This is a genomic window from Altererythrobacter rubellus, from assembly GCF_030284385.1.
Classification (GTDB): domain Bacteria; phylum Pseudomonadota; class Alphaproteobacteria; order Sphingomonadales; family Sphingomonadaceae; genus Erythrobacter; species Erythrobacter rubellus.
This window is the reverse complement of sequence record NZ_CP127221.1, coordinates 2,068,363-2,092,113: the sequence shown is the minus strand read 5'-3', so window position 1 is coordinate 2,092,113 and position 23,751 is coordinate 2,068,363. Positions and strand designations below refer to the sequence as shown.

Annotated in this window: 21 protein-coding genes, 1 other RNA gene and 1 pseudogene; 12 read left to right on the top strand and 11 right to left on the bottom strand. The window is 56.7% G+C overall.

All coding sequences use genetic code 11. From position 1 onward, the window contains the following. Window position 1 precedes the first annotated feature (1 nt). The 4 genes and pseudogenes from QQX03_RS10480 (at window position 2) to QQX03_RS10465 (ending at window position 5,017) form a co-directional block, all read left to right on the top strand. Entirely contained in the window at window positions 2-709 is a 708-nt protein-coding gene (locus QQX03_RS10480) for an N-acetylmuramoyl-L-alanine amidase (protein WP_285975677.1), read from the top strand. Window positions 710-797: 88 nt separating this feature from the next. Beyond that, window positions 798-1,072 (top strand): annotated as a pseudogene (locus QQX03_RS11575) (aquaporin); the annotation flags it as partial. Between the two features lie 244 nt (window positions 1,073-1,316). Beyond that, an RNA gene (gene rnpB, locus QQX03_RS10470) (RNase P RNA component class A) lies at window positions 1,317-1,715 on the top strand. A gap of 287 nt (window positions 1,716-2,002) precedes the next feature. After that, complete coding sequence (locus tag QQX03_RS10465) at window positions 2,003-5,017, top strand: TonB-dependent receptor domain-containing protein (RefSeq protein WP_285975675.1); 3,015 nt, start codon at window positions 2,003-2,005, stop codon at window positions 5,015-5,017. Between the two features lie 604 nt (window positions 5,018-5,621). Here the strand turns inward: QQX03_RS10465 and QQX03_RS10460 are convergent. Both QQX03_RS10460 and QQX03_RS10455 read right to left on the bottom strand, forming a co-directional pair. After that, complete coding sequence (locus QQX03_RS10460; RefSeq protein WP_285975674.1) at window positions 5,622-6,932, bottom strand: UDP-glucose dehydrogenase family protein; 1,311 nt, start codon at window positions 6,930-6,932, stop codon at window positions 5,622-5,624. After that, on the bottom strand, window positions 6,929-7,648 hold the full coding sequence (locus QQX03_RS10455) for a metallophosphoesterase family protein (RefSeq protein WP_285975673.1): 720 nt from the start codon (window positions 7,646-7,648) through the stop codon (window positions 6,929-6,931). Before QQX03_RS10455 ends, QQX03_RS10460 begins: the two co-directional genes overlap by 4 nt. 365 nt (window positions 7,649-8,013) lie before the next feature. On the opposite strand from QQX03_RS10455, the gene QQX03_RS10450 reads away from it, so the two are divergent. Together QQX03_RS10450 and QQX03_RS10445 are read left to right on the top strand one after the other, a co-directional pair. Then, a complete protein-coding gene (locus tag QQX03_RS10450; RefSeq protein ID WP_285975672.1) occupies window positions 8,014-8,877 on the top strand; it encodes a TorF family putative porin in 864 nt (287 codons plus the stop codon). Between the two features lie 132 nt (window positions 8,878-9,009). Then, a complete protein-coding gene (locus QQX03_RS10445; RefSeq protein WP_285975671.1) occupies window positions 9,010-9,447 on the top strand; it encodes a VOC family protein in 438 nt (145 codons plus the stop codon). 21 nt (window positions 9,448-9,468) lie between these two features. On the opposite strand, the gene nhaA is transcribed toward QQX03_RS10445, so the two are convergent. Continuing rightward, the gene (gene nhaA, locus QQX03_RS10440) at window positions 9,469-10,692 is read right to left on the bottom strand and encodes a Na+/H+ antiporter NhaA (RefSeq protein WP_285975670.1); all 1,224 of its coding nucleotides are present in this window, start codon (window positions 10,690-10,692) and stop codon (window positions 9,469-9,471) included. A 230-nt stretch (window positions 10,693-10,922) separates the two neighbouring features. Between nhaA and QQX03_RS10435 the strand changes: the two genes are divergently transcribed. Then, window positions 10,923-11,834 (top strand): sulfite exporter TauE/SafE family protein, encoded by a 912-nt coding sequence (locus QQX03_RS10435; RefSeq protein WP_285977007.1) that lies wholly within the window; start codon window positions 10,923-10,925, stop codon window positions 11,832-11,834. After that, a complete protein-coding gene (locus tag QQX03_RS10430; protein WP_285975669.1) occupies window positions 11,831-12,583 on the top strand; it encodes a TIGR02186 family protein in 753 nt (250 codons plus the stop codon). The genes QQX03_RS10435 and QQX03_RS10430 overlap by 4 nt, the downstream gene beginning before the upstream one ends. A gap of 200 nt (window positions 12,584-12,783) precedes the next feature. Here the strand turns inward: QQX03_RS10430 and QQX03_RS10425 are convergent, their stop codons facing one another. Then, a complete protein-coding gene (locus QQX03_RS10425; protein ID WP_285975668.1) occupies window positions 12,784-13,518 on the bottom strand; it encodes a 7-carboxy-7-deazaguanine synthase QueE in 735 nt (244 codons plus the stop codon). 2 nt (window positions 13,519-13,520) lie between these two features. After that, the gene (locus QQX03_RS10420) at window positions 13,521-16,250 is read right to left on the bottom strand and encodes a valine--tRNA ligase (protein WP_285977006.1); all 2,730 of its coding nucleotides are present in this window, start codon (window positions 16,248-16,250) and stop codon (window positions 13,521-13,523) included. 106 nt (window positions 16,251-16,356) lie between these two features. Between QQX03_RS10420 and QQX03_RS10415 the strand changes: the two genes are divergently transcribed. From QQX03_RS10415 to QQX03_RS10400, 4 genes are read left to right on the top strand one after another with little or no spacing between them, the layout of a single operon-like run. Then, a complete protein-coding gene (locus QQX03_RS10415; RefSeq protein ID WP_285975667.1) occupies window positions 16,357-17,469 on the top strand; it encodes an ABC transporter permease in 1,113 nt (370 codons plus the stop codon). Further along, entirely contained in the window at window positions 17,466-18,332 is an 867-nt protein-coding gene (locus QQX03_RS10410) for an ABC transporter ATP-binding protein (protein WP_285975666.1), read from the top strand. Before QQX03_RS10415 ends, QQX03_RS10410 begins: the two co-directional genes overlap by 4 nt. A 9-nt stretch (window positions 18,333-18,341) precedes the next feature. Further along, a complete protein-coding gene (locus QQX03_RS10405) occupies window positions 18,342-19,289 on the top strand; it encodes an MlaD family protein (protein ID WP_285975665.1) in 948 nt (315 codons plus the stop codon). Between the two features lie 14 nt (window positions 19,290-19,303). Continuing rightward, the gene (locus tag QQX03_RS10400) at window positions 19,304-19,912 is read left to right on the top strand and encodes an ABC-type transport auxiliary lipoprotein family protein (RefSeq protein WP_285975664.1); all 609 of its coding nucleotides are present in this window, start codon (window positions 19,304-19,306) and stop codon (window positions 19,910-19,912) included. Window positions 19,913-19,918: 6 nt separating this feature from the next. Here QQX03_RS10400 and QQX03_RS10395 read toward each other — a convergent pair whose 3' ends face one another. The 6 genes from QQX03_RS10395 to crcB form a co-directional block, all read right to left on the bottom strand. Continuing rightward, complete coding sequence (locus tag QQX03_RS10395; protein WP_285975663.1) at window positions 19,919-20,617, bottom strand: ATP12 family chaperone protein; 699 nt, start codon at window positions 20,615-20,617, stop codon at window positions 19,919-19,921. After that, entirely contained in the window at window positions 20,614-20,832 is a 219-nt protein-coding gene (locus QQX03_RS10390; RefSeq protein WP_285975662.1) for a hypothetical protein, read from the bottom strand. Before QQX03_RS10390 ends, QQX03_RS10395 begins: the two co-directional genes overlap by 4 nt. After that, window positions 20,829-21,476, bottom strand: coding sequence for an HAD-IA family hydrolase (locus QQX03_RS10385; protein WP_285975661.1), 648 nt, complete (start codon window positions 21,474-21,476; stop codon window positions 20,829-20,831). The genes QQX03_RS10390 and QQX03_RS10385 overlap by 4 nt, the downstream gene beginning before the upstream one ends. Then, entirely contained in the window at window positions 21,473-21,895 is a 423-nt protein-coding gene (locus tag QQX03_RS10380) for an FMN-binding negative transcriptional regulator (RefSeq protein WP_285975660.1), read from the bottom strand. Before QQX03_RS10380 ends, QQX03_RS10385 begins: the two co-directional genes overlap by 4 nt. Window positions 21,896-22,067: 172 nt before the next feature. Further along, a complete protein-coding gene (locus QQX03_RS10375) occupies window positions 22,068-23,228 on the bottom strand; it encodes an RluA family pseudouridine synthase (protein ID WP_285975659.1) in 1,161 nt (386 codons plus the stop codon). Beyond that, a complete protein-coding gene (gene crcB, locus QQX03_RS10370; RefSeq protein WP_285975658.1) occupies window positions 23,225-23,647 on the bottom strand; it encodes a fluoride efflux transporter CrcB in 423 nt (140 codons plus the stop codon). Before crcB ends, QQX03_RS10375 begins: the two co-directional genes overlap by 4 nt. Window positions 23,648-23,751 lie beyond the last annotated feature (104 nt).

Sequence of the window (23,751 nt, the reverse complement as noted above, 5' to 3'; positions counted from 1 at the left end):
AATGCGTGACGAGCTGGTCCATCGCGAGCAGCTCTCGCCAAATTTTAACGATCGCGCGCTGCCGATTAATATGGTGGTGCTGCACTATACCGAGATGAAACCGGTTGAGACAGCGTTGGAGCGATTGTGCGATCCGGAAGCGCAGGTTTCTGCGCATTACCTGATCAGCGAAGAAGGCGAAGTCACGCGGCTGGTGCCGGAACAAAAGCGCGCATGGCATGCGGGTACGTCCTACTGGCGCGGTCACAAGGACGTGAATTCGGCAAGTATCGGGATCGAGCTGGATCACCCGGGGCATGGGCTAGGCTATCGCGAGTTTGCCGAAGCGCAAATCAAAGCCCTCGTTCCGCTATTGGCGCGGATAGTGAAAGAGAATGATATTCCCCGCGCAAACGTTGTCGGTCATTCCGATGTTGCGCCAGCGCGCAAGACCGATCCGGGCGAGCTGTTTCCATGGGATCGATTGGCTGAATACGGGCTCTGCCTGCCAAAGCCGGAGAAACTCGACCTGGGCGATCCGTTCGACAACGATGGCGCGTTCTATCTCGCGCTGGAGCGGTTTGGCTATGACATCACAGACGGACACAAGGCAGTCGAAGCATTCCAGCGCCGGTGGCGTCCTGAGCTGATTGACGGGATCGTGGATCAGCATGTGGGTGCGATCCTGTTTCAGCTGTTGCTTGATCGTGACCGCGGCGCTGCGCGGTAGGCTGATCCCCTTTCCCCAATCTGGAATTTGCCCCCTGCAATCTAGATGCTAGTCTTGCGCATTGTTCTCCGGGGAGGGGAGTAAGTTCATGATTAGAAAACTGTCTGCTGAGTTGATCGGCCATTCTGGCTTGTGTTTGGCGGTTGCGGTTCAGCTGTGCTGGCAGCAGCCTATCCGGAATTGGGGATCGGTTTTGCCGGCGTCGCATTGGCCTTTGGTTTGACCGTGCTCACTATGGCCTATGCGGTTGGAGGGATTTCCGGCGGACATTTTAACCCGGCTGTTTCGCTTGGCCTTGCTGTTTTGGGCCGATTTTCATGGGGTGAGCTGCTGCCCTATTGGGTGGCGCAGGTGATCGGCGCGTTCAACCGGCGTTGCATTCTATGCAGAGACCGGCGCTGTCGGACAGCTGTGGCTGTTCTGGGTCGCACCGCTAGTGGGCGCAGTGATCGGCGCACTGATCTGGAAGATGGCGCTTTCGCCCGATGAATCGATCGAGAGCATTGGCGGCAAAGAGTAGGCGCTGAAATTCCGAATTGATGGAGGGTCGGCCTTGAAACGGGTTGGCCCTTCTCATTTCTGGCGGTCATGCCTATATCGCGCTGTGCCAGGAGGCTGGGCAGCTGCGTTTTCGCGAGATTACGAGGAAAGTCCGGGCTCCACGAAACAAGGGTGGCGGGTAACGCCCGCCGAGGGAAACCTCAGGGAAAGTGCCACAGAGAGTATACCGCCGATGGCCCCTAAAGGGCACAGGCAAGGGTGAAAGGGTGCGGTAAAAGCGCACCGGGGCTCTGGTAACAGCGCCCGCATGGCAAACCCCACCCGGAGCAAGGCCAAATAGGGGGCTCGCGCTGTCAAAAGCAGGGGCGTTTCGCCCTGAGAGGCCCGGGTTGGCTGCTTGAGCTGCGGAGCAATCCGTAGCCTAGATGAATGGCTGCCGCTGCAAGGCTGGTGTGCGAACATACCGCTTGCAGGACAGAACCCGGCTTACAGGCCTTCTGGCACATTTACTGATGCGTTGGCGTTCAATTCTATTTTAACGTTAACATCAGGATAAGTGGATGAACTGCACCGCTAAAACGCGGGAAATGGTGTGTAACACGACTGCAACACTTCCCTAGAAAAGCCGTAAGTTACTCCCTTGCAGGTTGACCTGGGTGGTCGTGGAATACAGTGGCACCCCATCCAAGTGGGATTGGGTATTTTGATGCACACGCAATTGGTGCGTTGTTTAGCCATTTGGTCCCTATTGGCAAAACTAGAACGGAAGATTAATCTATCCGGAGGAACGACATGAAAAATACTAAGTTTATGGGGCGTTTCCTGAGCTCTACCATGATTGCAGGTCTTGCAATCACGGCGGCTCCAGCCCTGGCGCAAGATGCAGACGTTACGTCAGACGACAGCGCAATCGAAGAGCAAAGCACCATCGTTGTTACTGGTTCGCGTCTGAACGTGAACCCGAACCTTGAAGCTGCGGCTCCAATCCTCAGTGTATCCACTGACACAATCAAATCAACTGGTACGGCTCGTATCGAAGACCTCACCAACCAGCTTCCTCAGGTATTTGCTGGTCAAGCTGGTGAAGTTTCAAACGGTGCATCGGGTACCGCTACATTAAACCTTCGCGGTATTGGTTCGGAGCGTACGCTCGTGTTGATCGACGGTCGTCGACTGCCCTATGGTTCTTCGTCCATCTCATCAGCGAACCTTGACCTGATCCCGACCCAGTTGGTTGAGCGCGTCGACGTGCTGACCGGTGGTGCTTCGGCTGTTTACGGTTCGGACGCTGTTGGCGGTGTTGCTAACTTTATTCTCCGCCGCGACTTCGAAGGCATCGAGCTAGATCTGCAGGGTAACTTCCAGCAGACTGGTAACGGCAACAAGTTTTTCAACAATGTTACCTCTGCTGCAGAACAGACTGTTGCGTCGCCTATTATTGACGGTGAAGAATATGTGATCACCGGTATGATCGGCACCAACACCGCTGACGGCCGTGGTAACGTTACCGTTTATGCCAGCTACGAAAAACGTAACGAGGTAACTCAGAACAACCGTTCTTTCTCGGCTTGTACAATCGGTGAATCCGGTTCTTCGACCAGCTTCGGCGGTGCGGGCTGCGTAGGCTCTTCGAACTTCCGTCGCTTTGCTGACTTCTTCAACGGTGACGGCGTAAACGACGACGTCTTCCAGCTTGAAGATGGTACGCTCGTTCCTTTCGCTGGCGGGCCTGCTCAGACCTACAACTTTGGTCAGCGTAACTTCTTCCAGCGTCCTTCAGAGCGTTTCACTTTGTACGCTCGTGGTCACTATGACATCACGGACAATCTGGAAGCATTCCTGGACGTAAGCTACACGGACGTCTTCTCAGACGCCCAGATTGCTGAATCTGCGTCATTCGGTATCTGGGACATCAACTGTGACAACCCGTTTATCAACGGCACACCAGGCATTGACTTGGCCACTGAAGTGTTCGGCTGTTCGGCGCAGGACATCGCTGATGGCGTGATCAAGGACAGCCAGTTCATGTCGCACCGTAACGTTGAAGGTGGTCCTCGTAACTCGCGCCTCGAAAACTCTGCATTCCGCATCGTTGGCGGCTTGCGCGGTGATTTTGCGGATGGCGTGTGGGCGTACGAAGTGTTCGGTCAGTATTCCGAGACTTCGGATAGCTCGCTGTCTACTAACGACTTCATTATCGCGAAGACGCAGCAGGCGTTTCTTGCTGTCGATGATGGCAATGGCAATGTTGTTTGTTCCGATCCCTCGGGTGGCTGCGTTCCGTACAACATCTTTACGCGTCCTGGCGGCAGCTCAGGTGTGACCCGGGAAGCTCTCGACTTCATTCAGGGTGTCGGCCTTGTGATCGGTAAAACCAGTCAGATGGTTTATGGCGCGAACATTCAGGGCGACCTCGGCGAATATGGTGTCTCTACACCTTGGGCAGACGATGGCGTCGCTCTGCTTGTTGGTGTTGAGGGTCGTAAGGACAAGCTGGAATCAATCCCCGATGAAATCAGCCAGGTTCCTGGCGGCGGTTTCACCGGTGTTGGTGGCGCAACCCTGCCTGTTAAGGGTCAGGTGGAAGTCATGGAACTCTACGCTGAGCTTCAGATCCCACTCGTTCAGGACAAGCCGTTCTTCAACGAGCTGACACTTGCCGGTCAGTACCGCTACTCGGATTATGACAACTCGGGTAACCGCACGACCAACAGCTTCAGCACCGATGCTTTCGGTGTTCAGTTGACCTGGTCACCGGTTGAAGATCTGACGCTTCGCGGTCAGTTCCAGCGTGCTGTTCGTGCGCCGAACGTGATTGAGCTTTACACAGGCCAGAACACTGGCCTGCCGAACCTCAACTCGTCTCAGAACTCGCTCGGGGATCAAATCTTCGATCCTTGTGCGACTTCTGCACCGACTGCCTCACAGTCAGCATGTGCTAACACTGGCGTTACTGCGGCTCAGTATGGTAATGTTCCAGACGTGATCTCTGGTCAGACCCAGTCGCTGACTGGTGGTAACCCGCAGCTGACCCCGGAAAGCTCGGACACTTGGACTTTTGGTGCCGTTCTGACACCTTCGTTCGCGCCAGGTTTGTCGGTCACAGTTGACTACTTTGATATCTCAGTTGAAGACTTCATCTCAGCTGGTATCGAGGCGCAGACCACTTTGGATCAGTGTCTTGCAACCGGTAACCCAACCTTCTGCGATCTGATCGTTCGCGCATCGAACGGCTCGCTCATCGCGGGTATTCCGGGCGTAGGTTTCCAACAGACCAACCTCAACATCGCTGAATTGACAACTTCGGGTATTGATATCCAAGTTCGCTATTCAACCGATCTTGGTTCGTTTGGCGGTATGCGCTTTGACTACGCTGGTACCTACCTCGACAAGTTCGACTTTGCTTCATTCCCGGGCGATACCCCGATTGAATGTGCAGGGTTCCTGAACAATGGTTGTATTTCTCCGGTGAACCCGAAGTATCGTCACCGCGTGACGACAACTTGGGAAACCCCGGTTGAAGGCCTCGAGGCCGCTGCAACATGGCGTTACTTCGCGGGAACGAAGAACGAACCTGGTGACAGCCCGTTGATTGACGATGATCTGCAGACGATTAACTATGTTGACCTGTCATTCTTCTACGAGCTGAATGACACGATACGCTTACGCGGCGGTGTCCAGAACGTGACGAACACCCAGCCCCCAGTATCGACCTCTTCGGGTCCGCCGCTGGGTAATGGCAACACCTTCCCGACGATCTACGACACTGCTCGTACGTTCTTCGGTGGTGTGACCTTCTCGTTCTAATCCGCTCAGGATTTAGAAAAAAGAGAGCCGCGGACTTCGGTCCGCGGCTTTTCTTTTGCCTGATCGGATGATCCTCAGGCCTGTCTGGCATGGCGAACGAGCATTACGCCGCCAATGTCGGATGGAGGTCATCCAGTGGCCTAGAATGCCCATCGGCAAACTCCATACGCAATTGAAAAGCTTCATCCGCCGCGGGCTCTTCACAAAGATGAGTGTGCCGGCCGGCTCCAAATGATGGGTCGAACCGAAATCTACATTGGTTGATTCGCCTGCAGATGCTTCGTTCACCCAATCGCGTTGCAAGCGAGTAAACGGCAGCTCTTCGCGGTCCATGGCCAACAAGTATTGTCGATAGAACTCGCCAGGTCCGGTGAATACATGGTGTAGGTGGCCACTCACTGGATAGTTATGACGCATTGCATCCTGCGCCTGTCCGCGGTTGATTATGAACAGCACTATTAGCGCTGGCGGCACAATTCCGATTTTATAAACAAAGAGTGATGACAGCCAGTCGAGAATGTTTGCCAGGTGAATCCGTCTCCAATCCCCTTGAATTGCTTATCAATTCGAAGAGGGTTACAAGATCACTGGCGAAGCGCCGAACCTATCCGCGGCCAATGCTCTCGTAAGTGAAGCCTGCAGCGCGCATTTCATTGGGGCTATAAATGTTGCGCAGGTCGACCATGATCGGGGTCTTCACCAATTTCTTGATCCTTGAGACATCCAGCGCACGGAACACATCCCACTCGGTTACGATCACAACTGCGTCAGCATCTTCGATCGCTTCATAAGCGCTCTCACACATGTTGACCTTGGGCATCAGCGGCATGGCTTGTTCCATACCTTCCGGATCGAAGGCTGTGACATGGGCACCCGCATCGGCGAGTGCCTGGGCAATAGCAATCGACGGGGAATCACGCATGTCGTCGGTGTTGGGTTTGAAGGTCAGGCCAAGCAAGGCGACTTTCTTGCCGCGAGCAGCTTTCATGCCACCCAATGCATCGATCACCTTGCGGCCCATTGCGCGCTTGCGGCTCTCGTTTACTTTAACAACCGCCTCCACGATCCGGACCGGGCTCTCGTGATCCTCTGCGGTCTTCAGCAACGCCAAAGTGTCCTTCGGGAAACAAGAGCCGCCATAGCCGGGCCCAGCGTTGAGAAATTTCCTCCCGATCCGGCCATCCATGCCGATCCCGCGCGCAACATCCTGCACATTGCCACCCACTTTCTCGCACAGATCGGCCATCTCGTTGATGAAGGTTATCTTTGTAGCAAGGAACGCATTGGCGGCATATTTGATCAGCTCGCTTGATCGGCGATTGACGTTGAGAATGGGCGATTCATTTAGGAAGAGTGGCCGGTATACCTCGCGCATGACGTCGCGTCCGAAATCATCCTCTGAACCGATCACGATCCGATCGGGCCGTTTGAAGTCACCGATTGCTGCGCCTTCGCGCAGGAACTCTGGGTTGGATACGATAGACACTTTGTGGCTCGTACCGCTGCCTTTCAGGATGCGCTCCACTTCATCTCCAGTACCTACGGGTACGGTCGACTTGGTAACGACGACAGCGTCGTTCGAAAGATTGGCTCCAATCTCTTCGGCTACGGCATAGACGAAGGACAGATCTGCATGCCCATCACCCCGGCGGCTTGGTGTGCCAACGGCGATAAAGATGGCGCTTGCGCCCTTGATCCCTTCAGCCAGGTCGGTCGTAAAGGTAAGCCGGCCCGCGCTTACGTTTGTCTCAACAAGGGCGTCGAGACCGGGCTCATAGATCGGCATAATGCCATCATGCAGACGATCGATCTTCGATTGATCCTTGTCGATACAAACGACTTCGTGACCAAAATCGGCAAAGCAGGCGCCAGAAACTAGTCCGACGTAGCCGGATCCAACCATAGCGATCTTCATGAGCTGATTTCCTCGTGCCTGATTTTGATATGTTTCTTTTTTTCGATCGATTGGATCGTTCGCTGATTTGTTCCTTCGAGAACCAGGGCTGTCAAAATGCCGCTTCGAAAAGCGCCGGTATCGAGGCCAATCCGGTCACTCTTGATTTCTATCTCGTCAAAAATGGTATGCCCATGAACGACTGTCTTGGGGAACGGGCCTTGGTGCCTCAGAAACCGCTCGCGAATCCAAAGCAGGTCGCTGCGCTTCTGCTTATCCAGCGGCAGCTCGGGATTGATCCCAGCATGAACAAAAACATAATCTCCCGCTTCGATCATCTCTTCAAAGCCGGCGACGAATTTCCGTGTTGTCTCCGGAATTATCTCGGGTAGAAGTTCGAACAATTCCTTGAGGTCTAGCTTCCGGTATTTTTTAACCGGCAAGCCAAAGCTCAGGATCGTTTCACGGCCTCCATGCTTCAAAAAGTGCCTAAGTACTTCTATATCATCGATTGATTCGAGGAACATCTCTTCGTGATTGCCCGCGAGAATGCGGACTTTTCGGCATTCCTGCCATTGCAAACTGCGTTCAATCACACCGGCACTGTCAGGGCCGCGGTCGATCAGATCGCCGAGCAGTACCACAGTTACATCGGCATCGGGATGGTCGGCTATGTCTGCTTCGATCGCATCGACAAGTGCTTCAAACAGGTCCAGGCGGCCATGGATGTCACCCACGACATAATAGCGCTCACCATCGGGGACACGTGGTCCGGATGGTGCATTTTTCTTGCGGCACAGGAGCTTGTTGAGATTGCTTAATATCATGGCACGTTCGGGAAAACCTGCGCTGCATTTAGGCTAGGGGAGGCTTTACGGCAACATGTAGCACTCAACAGATGGGCTGTTTCCCAAGTGGTGCGTAATGACAACACAATTTTCTACAAATTGCTTCAATTGGGGGAATCGCCGCAATAACTCTTGTGCAATGCAGCAAAGCTGTGCAGTTTTCTAGCGAACCCAGGCCGAGAACGCCGCATTAAACAGGTGTCCGCTGGGTTTGCAGGTGGGACGAAGCAAAAAAACAACATAAGGAAGTTGTCATGCTAACGTCCGTACGCGGTGCTTTTACCGCAACTTTAGTTTCCGGTCTCGCACTCTCCGCAGTACCGGCTCTCGCAAATGAAAACGCAGCTGAAAGCGAGTTTGACCTCGCTACTCTTCAGGCTGCTGCTGACGTTGATGTCGATGTCAGTGAAATCGCGCCACTTAAAGAACCTGTCGCTGAAAAAACTGCCAACAACGTTGGTGGTGATATTGGCATTACCCTCTCGGGCAATGTGGCATTGGCATCCGAGTACCGATTCCGCGGTGTAGATTTGTCGGGTGGCGAGATCGCTATCCAAGGAGGCGTAGATCTCGCTCATGACTCTGGCTTCTATGCCGGCACGTGGGCCTCTTCGCTGGACGAAGACACAGTCGGCTTTGGATCAACCGAGCTTGATGTGTATGCAGGCTTTGGCGGCAGTCTGGCTGAAGGGGTGTCATTCGATATCGGCGGTATTGTCTATATGTACCCAGATGCAGGACCAGGTGATTTCGATTATTACGAATTCTATGGTTCGGTCGGTTTTGGCTTCGGGCCAGGCGAAGCAACCATTGGCGTAGCATACGCACCTGATCAGGATTCGCTTGGTGATTCAGACAATTTTTACATCTATACAGATCTGTCTGCGGGTATTCCCGAGACACCGATTAGCGTGACGGCGCACTTGGGTTACACGGATGGGTTCCTGACCTTTACCGATAATGGCAAGGCTTTTGACTGGTCGATCGGCCTTGATTTGGCTGTTGGAGGTCCAGTTAGCATTGGCGTAGCTTATGTCGGTGCTGAAGGTGATATTCCGGCGGGAGCCTATGATTACACAGACGATGCTGTCGTATTTACGCTGAGCGCAAGTATCTGACGCAAATAAGATTCAGGCATTTACGAGACATCTGGCGGGCACGGGTTCTTCGGAACTTGTGCCCGTTTGACTTGCTTGAACGACGGTCGATGGCCATGTGTGCAAGAACGGCGTAAACTAAAGGACAGCTCCATGGTCAAATATCTGCACAGCATGATCCGTGTCACCGATCCTGACGCGACGGTGGCATTCTTTAATCTCATCGGTCTGGAAGAGGTCCGCCGGTTTGAGGTCGAAGCGGGGCGGTTCACGCTGATTTTCCTCGCTGCGCCTGGCCAAGAGGGTGTGGCCGAGGTCGAGCTAACTCACAATTGGCCGCCAGAAGATGGCACCACGCCGGAAGAGTATGATGGAGGGCGCAACTTTGGCCACTTGGCCTATCGCGTCGACGATATCTACGCGACATGTCAGAGGCTGTTGGATGCAGGCCACATCATTCACCGCCCGCCGCGCGACGGGCATATGGCATTCGTCAAATCACCTGACGGCATCTCCGTCGAGTTGCTGCAGGAAGGCAATCTCGATCCGCAAGAGCCCTGGTGCAGTATGGAAAATACCGGCAGCTGGTAGGCAGCGACTTCTCCGCCGTCGTTATTCCTTGGGAAGCGGATTGCCCTTGTCGTCGCATTCTTCAGCTGTGTGTGCGGTGGTCATTCGCAGGACGATGTAGCCCAGTATCGCTGAAATGGCGGAACCGGTCAGAATGCCGATCTTCGCTTCATCGATAAGCAACTGATTGCCCGGGAATGCCAACCCGCCGATGAACAGCGACATTGTGAAGCCGATGCCGCACAGGATCGACACACCGTAGATTTCCATCCAGCTTGCATTGTCCGGTGCTTGCGCAAACCCGGTTTTCACCGCCAGCCAAACTGCGGTGAAGATGCCGAGCTGCTTGCCTATGACCAGACCGGCGGCGATTGCATAGGGAAGCGGGTCGAGCAATGCCTCGACCCCCAGGCCCTGCAACGACACGCCGGCATTCGCGAACCCGAAGACCGGCACCACAAGATAGGCGCTCCATGGTGCAAGATTGTGCTCAAGCTTTTCGAGCATGTGATTGCCGCTTCTGCCGTGCATCGGGATTGTCAGTGCAGCCACGACGCCGGCGATCGTTGCATGGACGCCTGTGTTGAGCACGCAATACCAAAGGACGAGGGACATCAAGACATACGGCCATAATACGCTGACACGCGCACGATTGAGGCCGACCATCAATCCAAACACCACAACAGAAGACACTAGCCAGACCATCTTTATGGTAGGAGTGTAGAAAAGTGCGATCACCATGACCGCTCCGATGTCATCGACGATCGCCACTGTTAGCAGAAACAGGCGCAGCGAGGCAGGCACTCTGTTGCCCAACAAGCCCAGAACGCCCATGGCGAAGGCGATGTCGGTCGCGGCCGGGATCGCCCAACCGCTTGCATATTCTCCACCGCCGGAAACCAGCATGTAGACCGCTGCCGGCACAAACATGCCCGCTGCCGCTGCTACCACTGGCAAACGGCGCTTCATCGGGTCTGCCAATTGCCCTTCGATCAGCTCGCGTTTCACTTCGAGGCCGACGACGAAGAAGAATACCGCCATCAGGCCGTCGTTGATCCACAAATGCAAATCATCGAGCTTTGCGATCGGGGTCCAGGTCAGATCACCGTAGAACAATTCCTTGTAATCGCCCGCCAGCGGCGAGTTCGCTGCCAGCAAAGCCGCTGCAGCGACAATGATGAGCAGGATGCCAGCTGATGCATCACTAACAAACAGCGCGCGCACAGGCGCAAAAGGCGAGCGGAGGGGAGGGTTGTTTTTTGCCATGGTTGGAGTGCCCTTTTTCGTAATTTGTTGCTGGTTGCAAGGGTTGATTTGACGATTGCACAAGCCCCCACACGCTTTTCGATCGACTATCGCGAAAGGGTCGCAGGAGACGCAGAACCGCAATCCGGTGTTGCTGTAACGCTCTCCACGCACTTTTAAATCGGCTCGCGCGATGTCGCGACTTTAAACCTAGGGGCGGCTGGGCTAGGCCGTTCTTTATGGAAGATATCCTGCCCGTCTATTTGCCGATCGCAAACCTGTCTGTGAACGGGTTTTTGATTGTGCTTCTGGGCGCGGTCACAGGCGTCTTGTCGGGCCTGTTCGGGGTGGGTGGAGGATTCCTGACCACACCGCTGCTTATATTCTACGGAATTCCGCCCACGGTCGCAGCAGCGTCTGCCTCCACACAGGTCACTGGCGCGAGCGTTTCTGGCGTTCTGGCGCACAGCAGGCGGGGCGGTGTCGACTATCGCATGGGCGCAGTGACCGTCGGAGGCGGCATTTTTGGTGCGATTATCGGCGCTTTTCTGTTCCGATTGCTGCAAGCGGTCGGACAGATCGATATCGTGATCAACATACTCTACGTCGTGATGCTTGGCGCAATCGGCGGGCTGATGCTGCAAGAAGCTCTGGCGACGATCAGATCTGACGGTGAGACTACAAAGAAGGTGCGCAAGCGGCGCCACCATCCCCTGATTGCGGCATTGCCGATGCGGTGGAGGTTCTATCGTTCCGGTCTGTACATCTCACCGCTCGCCCCATTTCTCCTCGGTTTCATCATCGGAATTCTGACCATGCTGATGGGAGTAGGCGGCGGATTTATCCTCGTACCAGCGATGCTCTACATCCTGGGTATGAGCGGGAACGTTGTCGTCGGAACCTCGCTGTTCCAGATATTGTTCGTGACCATGGCAACCACCATGATGCACGCGCTGACTACGCAAGCGGTCGATATCGTGCTTGCTGGTCTGTTGTTGCTCGGCTCGGTCATGGGCGCGCAATTCGGCACCCAAATCGCAATGAAAGCAAAGCCAGAAATCCTGCGCTTTGTCCTTGCCGCAATCGTGCTGGCAGTGGCGCTTCGAATGGTTGTTGGCTTGGCCGTTCAGCCTGACGAGATTTACACGGTGGCGCCGCTATGAGGGCTCCGTTCGTCCTGTTTGCCGCGTTCTTCCTGATGGGGCAACGCGATGCGATCCTGGTACCGGCGGTTTCGCAGGACGAGGTGCAAGTGCGCCAGGGTTTCACCGGTACCGAGCTGTTGCTCTACGGAGCGATCCTCGATCCGCGGGGGCAAAGAGGTGGGGCTGAATACGATATCGTTGTGGTGCTGAAAGGCCCGACAGAACCAATCACAATCCGCGAGAAAGATCGCATTGCCGGGGTCTGGATGAATGCGCAGTCGAGCGATTTCCGCTCGGCCCCGTCATTCTTTGCGGTTGCCGCTTCGCGCCCTGTTGAAGAGATTGTTGATGAACGCACAGCCGCGATTTACGAGCTGGGAACGGAATTCATCCAGCTTTCTCCGACCGGTCAGATCGATCCTGAAGAGCAAGCACGTTTTGCCGCTGGCCTGGTCGATTTGCGTCATAGGCTTGGTCTTTACAATGAAGACATGAGCGGAGTTACGATCAACGAGCAGGTCCTGTATCAGGCCCGAATCCAGTTGCCATCGAATGTTATAACTGGCGAATATACTGCTGAAACGTTTGCTATTTCCGACGGCCGCGTGATCGCTTCGGCAATTGCGGAAGTTGAAGTACGAAAGGTCGGTTTTGAACGCTTGGTAGAGGTGTTCTCGCAGCGATTTGCCTTGTTGTACGGGCTTCTGGCTGTGGGGCTTTCGGTATCCATGGGATGGATTGCGGGCCGTTTATTCGCGATGGTGTGAGCGGGCAAAGCCCATGCTTGCGAGCTATCGTTGACGCGATCTTAACCTCACCGATCTAATCGACATGCTCTGTAATCCAATGATTTGGGGCTTCGAAAAGCAACTTGGGCAACGAAAACTTCGACCAGTTCAATTCTACCAATGGCAGTCAACCAGAGACCGTCGAGCGTGTTGTCCAAATGTGGCGTTCGCAGGGGTAATCACGTTCCCCGCGTATCGCCGTAAAGGTGGATATGCAGACGGTCGCTCATGCGGAAGCCGTGCTTCAGGCATAGTTCGCTGAGCCAGCGCGCGCGCGAACCGATTGCCTCGCTGTCCGTTCCTTCGGGCATTAGGAAGACGTGTCCGGGCTTGAAGCGATAGCGGCGCTGTAATGCGAGCACCTCGTCAACGTCGGACGGCTCTGAGATCACGAATTTGAACCAGGCCCGCGGATCTGCGGCATAGGCATCAAGCCGCGCGGGGATGAGCGCCAGCTCTGCCTCATTGCCCGAATGCGCGAGCTTGGGGCTGACATTATACTGATCGACCCGCATATCGACATGCGATGGCGCCTTGGTCGTGCCATTGGTCTCGATCTCGATCTCCATGTCGGGGATTTGCGCGAGCAGCTCGGCCAAAGCTCCGCCTTGCAGCAGAGGTTCCCCGCCAGTGATCACCAGCCGTCTTTGTCCCAACGCAAGGATGCGCTCGGCCGCATCGGAAGGAAAGAGCTTCACCTGATTCCCTTTACGCTCGAACGTTTCGCCATCGCGGTGCGGACGATTGTCGCCTTCAAAGCGCCATGTGTAGGCGGTGTCACACCAGGTGCAGGCCAGATTGCAGCGCGAGAGCCGCATGAAGGCAACCGGCATACCCGTGCTTGGTCCTTCGCCCTGCAATGACGCAAAAATCTCCGGCCCGCCGGTGTCGTCAGTGGCGAGGACGAGCGACACCTTTACCCCAACCGCGCCAACGCCGCGGTCAAACGTTCTGCCTCTGCCGAATGATGCGCGTAATCCTCGCGCGCCTTCTCGACCGCTTCGGGCTTGGCGCGCTCGACGAAGTTGGCGTTGGACAAACGCCCTTCCAAGGATTTCGCTTCCTTTTGCGAGGCCTCAAGCGCCTTGCTCAGACGCGCTTTCTCAGCCTCAATGTCGATAATGCCTTCAAGCGGCACAATAAACACATCACTGCCAGCTGTGACTTGCATAGCCGCCCCTGCGGGCGCTTCGCCCACGGTCACGGGTGTCAAACGCGCGAGGCGTTCGATCGCGGCGTTGCTGCGCTCGATTGTGCTCGTTGCCAATGTGGAGGCCTGAGGCAGGAATGCTGCCAGCTTCGCGCCCGGGGGGATACCTAACTCGTTCTTCGCGCTGCGGACATTGGTTGTCAGATCGATTACCCAGTCAATCGCGTCGGTCGCGTCCTTGCTGACGCTGGCACGCGGATTGGGCCACTTCGCCAGAATGAGATCATACTTCCGCGCGCCCAGTGCATGCCACAATTCTTCCGTGATAAACGGCATGAAGGGATGCAGCATCACCAGGATATTATCGAGTGCCCATCCGGCAACCGCGCGGGTTTCCACCGCAGCCGGGCTATCCGCATCGCCTGCAAACACCGGCTTGATCAGTTCCAGATACCAGTCGCAGAAGCGGCTCCAGGTGAATTGGTAGATCGTGTTGGCCGCCGCGTCGAAACGCAGGTCTGCCATGGCGGCATCAAGCATTTCGACGGTCTGTTGGACCTCGCCGATGATCCACTGGTTCGCCGCAAGCCTGGCTTCGGGTGCGGCCAGCGTGCTCGACGCGCCGATCCCGTTCGACTGGCAGAAACGCGTTGCATTCCACAGCTTGGTCGCGAAATTGCGATATCCCTCGACCCGCTTCTCATCCATTTTGATGTCGCGGCCCTGGCTTTCCATGGCCGCCATGAAGAAGCGCAGCGCATCCGCGCCATACAGGTCAATCAGGCCGAGCGGATCGACCACATTGCCCTTCGACTTGGACATTTTCGCGCCGTCTGCCGCGCGCACAAGGCCGTGCAGATAGAGGCGCGGCCACGGTGCTTGGCCCGTGTTGAAATAGCCCGCCATCATCATCCGCGCATCCCAGAAGAACAGGATGTCGAAGCCGGAAACCAACAGATCGTTGGGGTAGTGCTTTTCAAGCAAGTCGGTCTTTTCCGGCCAGCCGAGCGTGGCGAAGGGCCACAAGGCTGACGAGAACCAGGTGTCGAGGACGTCATTGTCGCGGCTCAGCTTAACGCCATTGCCAGCCTTCGATTGAGCCTCTTCTTCGGTCATGGCTACATGAACGTTTCCGTCGTCGTCATACCAGGCCGGGATCTGGTGACCCCACCACAGCTGGCGGCTGACGCACCACGGCTGGATATTCTCCATCCAGTTGAAGAAGGTTTTTTCCCAGCTCTTGGGCACAATTTCGATGGTGCCGTCGCGTACGGCTTCAATCGGCTTCTTAGCCAACTCCGCGGCATTCACATACCACTGGTCGGTCAGCCACGGCTCGATCACCACCCCGCCGCGATCACCAAAGGGCGTCGCGATCTGGCGCGCTTCGGCGTCATGCTCGACTTCTTCGCCCTTCTTCGTCTTGGCGATATGCGGGATCAGGTAGCCCTGTTCCTTAAGCCGCTGCACCACCAGTTCGCGCGCGCCATCTTCGCCGTCGCGCTTGAAGCGGTGCAGGCCGATGAATTCATCGGGGACCAGCCCGTCTGCCGTCTGACAAACATCGGCATTGCCATCGAGCATGTTGAGCATGTCTGCTGCGGCAAAACCGGCGCGCTTGCCCACCTCGAAGTCGTTGAAGTCGTGCCCCGGCGTAATCTTTACCGCGCCGCTGCCCAGCTCGGGATCGGCGTGTTCGTCCGCCACGATGGGAATTCGACGACCGGTGATCGGTAGGATCACATGCTTGCCGACGATACTCTTATAGCGCTCGTCATAGGGATGCACCGCGACCGCCATATCGGCGAGCATGGTTTCGGGCCGCGTGGTCGCGACTTCGATGAAGTCCTGTCCGTTGTCGAGGGTTACACCGTCCGCGAGCGGATATTTGAAGTGCCAAAAACTACCCGCGATTGTCTGCTGCTCGACTTCAAGGTCGGAAATCGCGGTCTTGAGCTTCGGGTCCCAGTTTACCAACCTCTTGTCGCGATAGATCAAGCCGTCATTGTAGAGGTCGACGAACACTTTGAGAACGGCCTTGGTGAAATGCTCGTCCATGGTGAACTGCTCGCGTGACCAGTCCATCGAACAGCCCAGTCGGCGCAATTGATTTGTAATGGTTCCACCGCTCTCGGCTTTCCATTCCCACACCTTGTCGACGAATTCTTCGCGCGAATAATTCGTCCGCTTGTCCTGACGTTCCTCCAGCTGGCGTTCGACCACCATCTGCGTCGCGATGCCCGCATGGTCCGTTCCAACCACCCACAGCGCATCCTTGCCGCGCAGGCGCTCATAACGGATTACAATGTCCTGCAACGTGTTATCGAGCGCATGGCCGATATGGAGCGATCCGGTCACGTTCGGCGGAGGGTTCACGATAGTGAACGGCTCGGCGTCGGGGCGCTCCGGACGAAATGCGCCGCTCTCTTCCCAATGGGAATACCATTTCGCCTCAATCGTGGCGGGATCGAATGTTTTATCTAACTCTGTAGTCATCTTGGATAGCGCCTTTGCCAGCGCCACGCGCAAGGTGCAACGGCTGATACGCTGCGACGCAACAGAGCGCTTGTTATCGTACCGTTTTCCTCGCATAGTTTACCGCATGAGCGGCGGAGCCGAATTTTCCATTGAAGAGCGGGAAGCTGGCGGACGGCGCTTGTTGCTGTCGGGGCCGTATCTGGTGTCTTCGATTGGCGCGATTGATCAGGATCTTGACGCGTTGAGCGGAGAAATTGCCGAGATCGATCTTTCAGGTTTGAGCGAGATAGACACGGTCGGCGCATGGGTTGCTTGCCGGACCGCACGGGCGCATGGGGCCGAAATTGTCGGGGCAAGCGAGCGCGCGCGGCGGCTGCTCAATGCGGTCGAGGCAGCGGGCGGCGGTGAGTATCAGGAACCAGAGGGTTTGGCCTGGTGGCAACCGATCCCCGCAAAGACTGGTGAGTTGGTCGAGAAAGCGCAGGTGGGCACCATAGGCGTGCTCGATTTCCTAGGGCAGATATTGATTGCTGTCTGGAACTTGTTGCGCAAACCGAGCCGGTTCCGGGGGACGGCATTCGTTCGCCAGATCGAATTGGTTGGCGTCAGCGCGTTACCGATCATCGGATTGATGAGCTTCTTGATCGGAATTGTGATTGCCCAGCAAGGCTCGGTGCAACTGGAACAATTTGGCGCTGAATCGCTGACGATCAATCTGGTCGGCCGGATTACCCTGCGCGAGCTTGGCGTGTTGATGACGGCAATCATGGTTGCGGGCCGTTCGGGCTCTGCCTTTGCCGCGCAGATTGGCACGATGAAGTTGACCGAAGAGGTCGACGCGATGCGCACGATCGGAATATCTCCGGTCGAAGCTCTGGTAATTCCGCGTACTTTGGCGGCTGTCATCATGATGCCGTTGCTGGGCTTTTATGCATCAGTCATGGCAATCATCGGCGGCGCTGTAGTGGGTGTCCTGTTGCTGGGTATTCCCTTCTGGACATTTCTGACCCGCATCGAAGAGGTCGTGCCGACCCACGATTTGTGGGTTGGGCTTATCAAGGCGCCGGTCTTCGGCCTGATCATTGCGCTGGCGGGCTGTTATCACGGCATGCAAGTGCGCGGGAATTCAGAGGAAGTCGGGCTGCGCACAACCATGGCAGTGGTCAGTGCGATCTTTGCAGTGATCGTGCTTGATGCGTTCTTCGCGGTATTTTTCACAGAGGTTGGTTGGGGATGAGCATTTTCAACCAGCACGAACCTCAACAGCACGAACGTTTTCGCGGCGAGCATCCGATTGTTGTTGAGGGCCTGAAGACCGCTTTCGGCGAACATGTCGTTCACGAAAACCTCTCGCTCAAGGTCAATCGCGGTGAGATTATTGGCGTGGTTGGTGGTTCGGGGACAGGCAAGTCGGTGCTCATGCGCGCGATTATCGGCTTGCAGACACCAGCGGCTGGCGAAATCGAGGTGTTTGGTAATTCGATTACACAAGCGGGTATCGATGAAGACATGGGCGTCCGTTGCCGCTGGGGTGTCTTGTTTCAGGGCGGGGCCCTGTTCTCGACCTTGACCGTGGGCGAGAATGTCGAAGTGCCGATCAAACAGTTCTATCCTGACATAGAGCCTGAATTGCGCCGCGAGATTGCGCGCTACAAGGTCATTCTTTCAGGCCTGCCAGAGAACGCGATCGACAAATTTCCGTCTGAACTTTCTGGCGGTATGAAGAAGCGCGCCGGCCTTGCTCGCGCGCTGGCGCTTGATCCCGAATTGCTGTTCCTGGATGAGCCGACTGCCGGACTTGACCCGATAGGTGCGGCTGCGTTTGACCGGCAGACGCGCGAGCTAAAAGAAACGCTTGGCCTGACTGTGTTCCTGATCACCCACGATCTGGACACGCTTTATGAGATTTGTGACCGTGTGGCGGTGATTGCCGAAAAACGAATTATCGCAGTGGGCACTATCCCGGAATTGCTGGAAACAGCTCATCCGTGGATCGACGAATACTTCAATGGCCCGCGCGGCAGGGCTGCATCGCATGGCAAGCCGCCGCGGGTAAATTCGCGTGCAAGCGTGGACAATCAACCGGATAGCGAGGCATAAAGGGCAGGCATGGAGACAAAAGCCAACAATATCTGGGTGGGCGTGGTCACGTTGGCGCTGCTTGCGACGCTGGCTGCATTTATCGTCTGGCTTGCGCGAATTGGCGAAGGCGCAAGCGATGAATACGATATTCTCTTTGAACAATCTGTTGCTGGTCTTGCCAAGGGATCCCAGGTTTCGTTCGCGGGCGTGCCGGTTGGACAGGTCAGCGAGATCGAGCTCTGGAAGCAGGATCCCGAGTATGTGAAAGTTACCATCAAGGTGCGCGATGATGTGCCAATGCTTGTCGGGACGACGGCGACCATTCAAGCGAGCTTTACCGGCGTCTCGACAATTTTGCTTGATGGCGCACGTATCGACGCGCCGCCGATCACATGTGCAACGACAGCCTGCCCCGATGGAAACCCGGTCATTCCGCCCGCGCGCGGCGGCTTTGGCGAATTGCTAGCGTCTGCACCAGTGCTGCTGGAAAGGCTGGCGACGCTGACCGAGCGCCTCACGCAAGTGTTGGACGATGACAACCAGAACCAGATTGCTGCGATCCTGGAAAATACCAACGCCATGACCGCCAGTTTTGCCGAGACTGCCCCGGCGGTAAATGCCAATCTGGCGCAGCTGGAGATTACGCTTCAGGAAGCTGCCGAAGCGCTCGACAGTTTCGAACGGGTCATGGAATCGACAGACAAAGTCATCAATTCCGAGGGCCGATCCCTGGCTAAGGAACTACGAAACACGTTGGAATCTGTTAATGCTGCATCAGCGTCCTTGGCCGCAACGCTGGACGCGGCGCAGCCTGCAGCTGAACAACTTTCACAAACAACAATCCCGGCCGCCGAAGCCACAATGCGCGATTTGGAAGCAACGAGCCGCGCATTGCGCAAGGTGACAGAGCGGCTTGAGAGCCAGGGCGCGGCTGCTGTGATAGGCGGGCAAACTTTGCCGGATTACGAGCCATGAGAAAGGGCAAGTCGATGATCACTTCTTCAAGCCGGCCTGTAGCATTCTTGCGGGCTGGTCTCTTGCTCTCATGCCTCGCGCTAGGCGGCTGTGTAAACTTAGGCGGCGCAGAACCGCCGGAAAGCCTGCTGACCTTGACCCCGACCACCTCTGCTCCGGCTGGTGCCGCGATCAGCGCTGCGCGCGGCGAGGCTCTTGCCCTTCACGAGCCGGTCGTTCCGGCAGAGCTGGATGTGCTCCGCGTGCCCGTCCAGATTGACGATGCGTCGCTGGCCTATCTGAAAGATGCAGTGTGGGTCGAGCGTCCTGCACAATTGTTCCGTCGCTTGCTGGCAGAGACCATTCGTACGCAAAGCGAACGTGTGGTTCTGGCGGGCGGCGACCCAGCGGCGCGGGGCAGCTTGCAAATGCGCGGCAGTCTGTCGCAGTTTGGCTATGATGCGACCCAGTCAGCGGTCATTGTGCGTTTCGATGCGACCCTGTTGGACAGTGACGGGGTGGTCAGACAACAACGTTTCGAAGCAATTGAAACAGGGGTCTTGGCTGACGCTGCTTCAGTCGGTCCGGCGCTCAATAGTGCGGCCAATGATGTTGCCAGACAAGTTGCTGACTGGCTCGAGTAGCGCGCTTTAGTCGTTCAGCAGACCGATCCCGTCGCAAGCCGCGAGGAACGCCTCTTTCCGCCTTCTCCGGCGCGTTTCGGCTTCCTGATCACGGCCCCACAGATCCGATTGCCATTCTTCTTCAAGGCTTGCCGCGCGCCATAGAGCAATCGGTTCCGCACCATCCTCCAAAGCCAACAATGGAATGCAGAGTGAAGCGGCCAGCGAGGCCATGGTTTGCATGCCGGCCAGGGTAAAGTGATCCCTGCCGCGCAGAAAATCACTCAAGGTCGCAAGCGTTTCCGGTGGTTGCGGGCGGTGCACAATCCCGCTCACTCGCGTGAACTTGATGCTATGGGTTTGTTCCACCCGCTTGATCAGCGGTTCCCAGACGGCCTGTTGACGTGCAAAGATCGGTTGTTCCGGGTCAGCGCGATAGCAAAGCGTGTCTGTTTCCGCGTACTTCAAGATCTGGCTGATTGCTTCTTCGGGATCGTTGGCAACCATATCGATCGCGAAATCGGTCTGATCGCGATGAACGAAACGCGACGTATCAATGTCTTCCGACTGTTCCGCCCATTCGCGCGCCAAAGCCTCTGCCAGTTTGCGCGTCGGCACGATTTGCGGCGTGCCCTTGACTGTTCGCAGCCCGCGTCCATCGAGCGTCACTTGCCAGCCGGCATCAACGACCTCTGATACATCGACATTCTCGTAAAAACGTTTCATTCGACTTCGGACTTCCATTGGCTGGCGAGCCGGCGCGGCCAGAAGAAGAAGATCCCCATTCCCGTCAAACTGAGAACGATGTTGAGTGCTGCAGGAACATTGGGGTCCATCTGAGAGAAAGCGATTGCGATCAGAACCAGCGAAATTCCCGCCAAACGCACAAGGTTGAGCAGCATGAAGCGCTCTTTGGCTTTGCTCTCGTCAAACCCACTCACACGAGTTCCCCTAAATGCAATGCGTCCCGGGCAACCGCTTCTGCCCCCGCTTCGAGCAGCTCTTCCGGTGCGTGATATCCCCATGCGACACCGATCGAGCGAACGTTGGCATCCTTCGCCATGATGATATCGAAGGTGGTGTCCCCGATCATGACTGCGTCCTGCGGCGCGACCCCCGCTTCGAAGATCGCCGCATCCAACATGTCGGTATGCGGTTTGGAGGGATGGCGGTCAGCGGTTTGCAAGGATACAAACATGTCGGTCAGGCCGTGCTGTTCCAGGCAGGCCTGAAGACCGCGATCGGATTTGCCGGTCGCAACGGCCAGCCGCCAATCCGCCTCCCGAAGCGTGATCAGAAGCTCGCGAATGCCCTCATACAATGGCTCGTGAATGGCGCCGCGCAGACGGCGCTCGAAGAAGGCTTCTTTGTAGGCCGCAACCAGCTGCGCATTAGTGTTCTCGTCAATCTCGGGGGCCAGTCGCCGGACCGCCATGGGAAGGCTCAAGCCCATAGAACGGCGTACCTCGTTGCGATCAGGCAAGGAAAGCCCGGCTTCGGCAAAAGCTTGCGCCATAGTATCGCAAACATGGGCTTGCCCATCGACCAGCGTACCATCGCAATCAAAGACAGCGAGCCGCGTCATTTGTTAATCCTACGCATCGCTTGCGCGATGCCGGCCGCATTTTGTTGTTCCAGGCCAGCGATAACACGCTCGCGCTCTTCAACCGATTTGTTCTGCGAAAGCTTTACCGTTTCTCGGCGCGTTTCAATTTCCAATTCGAAGCCCACAATGCTCCGCACCAATCCGTCCAGGTGGCGCGTTGACATCTTGTCCATGGTCCAGGGTATTCCGCCTTTGACCTTAGCCTCGTGGTGATCGTTCAACATTTCAAGCTGCTGCAACAGTTCGGCGTCATCAAGCTTGCGAACGCTGCCTTCCAGCTCGACCGCAATGTAGTTCCACGTCGGCACTTGATCGGGGCCGGCGTACCAGCGGGCGAATATAGCGGATATATAGGCATCAGGTCCATTGACCACGGCCAGTGCGGTGCTGCTTTCCAAATGCCGCGTGCGAGATGGAATTGCAGTTTGCTCGAATCCATCGCTAGCAGGGCAGAGTGGGCTACCCTTGGCCCGGCCGGTGTCTGAAGGAAGATTGTGCCAAAACCGACCGCGTCGACCAGCGATCGATGCAGATCGGGGCTGTCGCCGCGAAAACTGGGATTCGGGTGCATCAGCGTTTGCGCCCCTTGTTGCCGAGCTTGCGCGGCTTACCAGACTTGCCAGCGTCTCCGCGCGCGCGGCGCGGTCCGCGCTGGCTGCGGCGATATTGCTTGGCATGGGCGCGGGCGGCCTGTTTCTTCTCGGCCTTGGTGCGCTCGGTCGTATCTTCGCGCAGGGGCTCGGCATCGCTTAGCGAGAGATCGAAACCCAGTTGCTGCATACTTGCTGAAAAATGGTCGGGCAGATCGGCTGTAACATCCATCTTTCCGCCGCCGGGTTCGGAAATGACCAGGCGGCGGGCGTGCAGATGCATCTTGCGGCTGATGCTGCCGGTCAGAAACGCGTCTTGCCCGCCATATTTGCCGTCGCCCACGATCGGGTGGCCAATCGCCTCCAGATGTACGCGCAGCTGGTGGGTGCGCCCGGTAAGCGGCTCCAGCTCGACCCAGGCCGCTTTCTTGCCCGCGGTTTCAACCACGCGATAGCGCGTTTTTGCAGGCTGACCGTTCTCCAGATCGACATGCATTTTTTCGCCGCCGCTCCCCGGCTGCTTGGCGAGCGGGGCATCGATTGTGCCTTCTTTCACATCGGGAACCCCGACGATCAGGGCCCAATAGACTTTGCGCGCGCTGCGGCCGGAGAATCGCTTGGAGTAGCTTGCTGCGCTGCCTGGAGTGCGCGCGATCAGGATCACACCGGAAGTGTCCTTGTCCAGCCGGTGAACCAGGCGCGGGCGAGGGGTGTCATCGTCTTCGACAAAGGCATCAAGCAGGCCATCGACATGCTTGTTGGTCTTGCTGCCGCCTTGCGTCGCAAGGCCGGGAGGTTTGTTGAGCACAATTGCGGACTTGGTCTCGCGAATCACCATGGCATGGGCCTCGGCGATTTCCTCAGGCTTCAGCTCGCGGTGCTGCTTCGGCTTTCGTCCACCGGGGGCTTGCTCGCCGCCTGGCGGCACACGCAGCACTTGCCCCTCGCTCAAACGATCATCGGGTTTGGCGCGCTTGCCATCGACGCGGATCTGGCCGGTACGTGCCCAGCGGCTTACCGTGGCAAAGCCGATCTGCGGCAGATTGCGTTTGAACCAGCGATCCAGCCGTATGCCATTATCGTCTTCGCCTATGGTGAACTGGCGCACCGTCTGGTCTGCGTTGGTGGTCTGCTCGCTCATGAGAAGAGCCTCGTCAGGTTAAGCCCCACGAGCAACCCGCTGATGCCCAATGCAACAGACAGGATCACATAGAGCGACGCGAACAGATATTGTCCGCGTTCGATCAGCAGCACCATCTCGAGGCTGAAGGCAGAAAATGTAGTAAAGCCGCCAAGCAGGCCGACTCCCAGGAGCAGGCGCAGCTGGTCAGGAGCCACGCTACCTTCGCCGCCATGGCGCGCTAGCCAACCCGCGAGCACGCCCATCAGCAGACTCCCGATTGCATTGGCAGCCAGCGTAGCAAACGGAAACGCGCCAACAACTGGCGCACCCAGCCATCCGGTCATGCCGCGGCCAAGCTGATAACGCAGCACGGCGCCGATTGCGCCGCCGATGGCAACGTTGATGCTGGCCATAATGGGAGAGAGTGAAGCGCTCATTGCGGCTCCCTTTAACGAGGCTTGGCGCACCTGCATAGCGCCGACTACGGATCATCGCACGCAGGCCACATGTTGTATTCCCGCAACCCTTCAGGCACTTGCCA